The organism is Bacteroidota bacterium (genome assembly GCA_030706565.1).
GTDB lineage: Bacteria > Bacteroidota > Bacteroidia > Bacteroidales > JAUZOH01 > JAUZOH01.
The window spans coordinates 1-2,845 of record JAUZOH010000458.1 but is presented as its reverse complement, the minus strand read 5'-3'; the positions used below and the strand labels follow the sequence as shown (position 1 = coordinate 2,845).

Annotated in this window: 2 protein-coding genes; both read left to right on the top strand. The window is 39.6% G+C overall.

What is annotated here, in order from left to right; genetic code table 11:
- Positions 1 to 565: FtsX-like permease family protein (locus tag Q8907_15530; protein ID MDP4275682.1), on the top strand; the 565-nt coding region annotated here is incomplete at its 5' end.
- Between the two features lie 13 nt (positions 566 to 578).
- Positions 579 to 1,958: a TolC family protein gene (locus Q8907_15525; protein ID MDP4275681.1), complete on the top strand. Its 1,380-nt coding sequence runs from the start codon at positions 579 to 581 to the stop codon at positions 1,956 to 1,958.
- Positions 1,959 to 2,845 lie beyond the last annotated feature (887 nt).

The window sequence follows — 2,845 nt, the reverse complement described above, 5'->3', positions numbered from 1 at the left end:
TTTATCCAAAGCCCGCTTTTTTTCAGGGGTTTCCGAAAACCTGGTAAACGGGGTAATTGTTTCAGTTCATGATCCCATGAAGATTGATCTGGTTGTAAACCGGATAAACCGCATGGCACCTGACCTGAAAGCCTGGCGGGCGACAAATCTGAGCAAGGCTACCGTAATCAATGTAATGACAGCCAATAATATGGGTATGAGTTTTGGCACCCTGGTACTGTTTGCCATTATCAGCGGTTTCTTTATCATCGGGCTGACCATGTATTCGGCCACTTACGACCGCATCAAAGACTATGGCACCCTGAAAGCCATAGGTGCCACCAAGGTTTACATTACCCGTCTGGTAATTGCCCAGTCCTTTTTGTACTCCGTAGTAGGGTTTGTTATTTCGTTGATTATGCTTATCGGCACAAAATACGGTATGGCAAAGGCCGGTCTGATTATCAAACTTACCCCACTGTTCCTGCTGTTTCTTTTTTTAACCACCCTGCTTATTGCCGTCGGCAGCTCCTTTTTCTCAATCGGCAAATTGAAAAAAGTAGAACCTTCATCCGTATTCAGATAAAATAATGGCTACTATGAAAAACAAAATATTGTACACCACGCTGCTTATTTTATTCCCGGGGATATTATGGCCTATTGCAGCCCAGAAGCCTGTTAGCACGCTCAATTTGGATCATCTGACTCTCGATGAAGCCATTGCCTATTCGTTGAATAATTCCCCGGAGCTGGCAGTTAAAAGGCTGATGCAACAAAAGGATGAACAGGAACTTTCAAAGGTCCAACGCAGTAAGATACCCGACATTTACCTCTCAAATGATTACCGGCGTAATATTATTATCCCATCTACTCCTATTCCGGCATCGATGATGAATCAAGGTGCTGATCCAAGTCAAATGCTTTATATGAAGTTTAATACTGATTGGAATTCAGGGGCAGGGGTAAACCTTTCGTACGATATTTTCAACCCGGCTATGCACAGGCAAACCTCAGAGCAAAAGCAACAGAACAACATCAACCGTTACGATACACAGATTTCCGAGACCGATATCCGGGCAAATATAGCCCGGGCCTATGCCGAATGCGTCATTTCACAGGATCAGCTTGAATCCCTGAAAACCGACACTGTCTATTACCAACAATCCCTGGCAGAGGCTACAGAACTTTACTTTAAAGAAAAAATATCCCTGCAGGATAAAAATAATGCTATAATTGCGTATAACACATCATTGACTCAATTTTTGAATGCAGAAAAGGTATTATTTTCAGTAAAAGCTAACTTGCTCTATTTACTGGGAGCAGAGGTTTCAGATAAGAATACGGCAGAATTGCACCTTTCGGAAGATATTGCCGCTTTATATGCAAAGATGGATCATTCACTAGCGGGAAACATTGCTAGCGATTCATTAACCGGCGGACTTAGCCTGGCCCGGCAGGCCGAAGTGATAGCTTTAGCTGAAAGCCGGATAACATCGGCCAGTCTGAAATATGCTCCTACCCTTTCGCTGAGCGGATTTTATGGGACAAACTTTTATGGCAACGACTTCAATCTGAGCGACAGGAACCATTGGCATGGAAACAGTTACATTTCCTTATCCGTCAGAATTCCGGTAACCCGGGCTTTGACGACGTCTAAAGAAGTTTCACAATTGAAATTACAGGAACAAATTGAACGCGAGAATTTGCGAAAATTGCAAAATCAAAAAAATAAAGAATGGTTGGATGCCCAAGCACAATTAATAGCCTCAGAAAAAGAGTATGGGATGAGCCGGAAGAATTATTCCTTAACCACCGAAAACCTTAAGGCCGCACAGGCCCTGCTTGGTAAAGGGTATTTGCTAAACAAGGATTATCTTTCAGAGCAGGTCAAATGCCGGAATGCCTATCAAAACGTTTTACAGTCAGCTTACAATGTATTCATCAATGTGATAAACCTGCAAAAGATAATAGCTGAGTGATCTAATCCCTGGAGGAATGTGATATTCGACAAACTGTATACACCCAATGTGCCAAAACCCTGATATCCCGGCTCTTGAATAACCATGCTTACCAACCGGATCTTAATTCAATAAATTTAAAGAATAACTATCTAAAACTATGGCTCTTTGGAAAATAATTGTTGACTTAAAATAGTGACTGCTATCTTTTATAATGTCATCGTCATCGAATTGAATTATAAATTTTCCAGTCATCATGAAAAGATTTTCCGTCATAATTGGAGCCGGTAATGTGGTCGATCAGGAAACGATTTTTTATTCACATATATTGGTTAATTTTAAAATCTTAGGGAACTTCCATATATTCTTATAGCTATCCGTCAATTTACGGATCGGTTCATAACAGTTTCATATTCACTTAAAGTCTTTAAGGATTATTCCGCGAAAACCGGAATTTTTCTCATTGTGCCAGCGTAATGAAATATTATGGTCACGCTGGGAACCTCAGAGTTAAGATGAAAAACGCTGGGATTAATTTACAGACTTGAAAAATTTTTGCTTAAATTTATTTCTTTCAATATGTTTCGGAATTGAACCTTTAAATCATGTAAATTTATCTACTAACCTAAATAATACAGGGTTGAATCAGAAGAAAATAAATATTAAGCCTCAAAGCAGAAATCTATTTGCAGAAAAAACTTTAAATAGAGAAATTATAGATTATAAAAATTTAACCGCCCCCTTGCGGCGTGGCAATCCTGAGGCAATTCATCGCTAAAAACAATAGACATCATAATTAAATTAAATGAAAGTTGATTATGAAGTTACAAATCAGAAATACCCTTGAACAGGATTTCAGAACAACTGAAGATATTACACGCGAGGCGTTCTGGGATGTATATAAACCG

What these genes read in the sequence shown, in the direction of transcription:
- Q8907_15525 (MDP4275681.1), top strand. Translation starts at nt 579, where the DNA reads ATGAAAAACAAAATATTGTACACCACGCTGCTTATTTTATTCCCGGGG.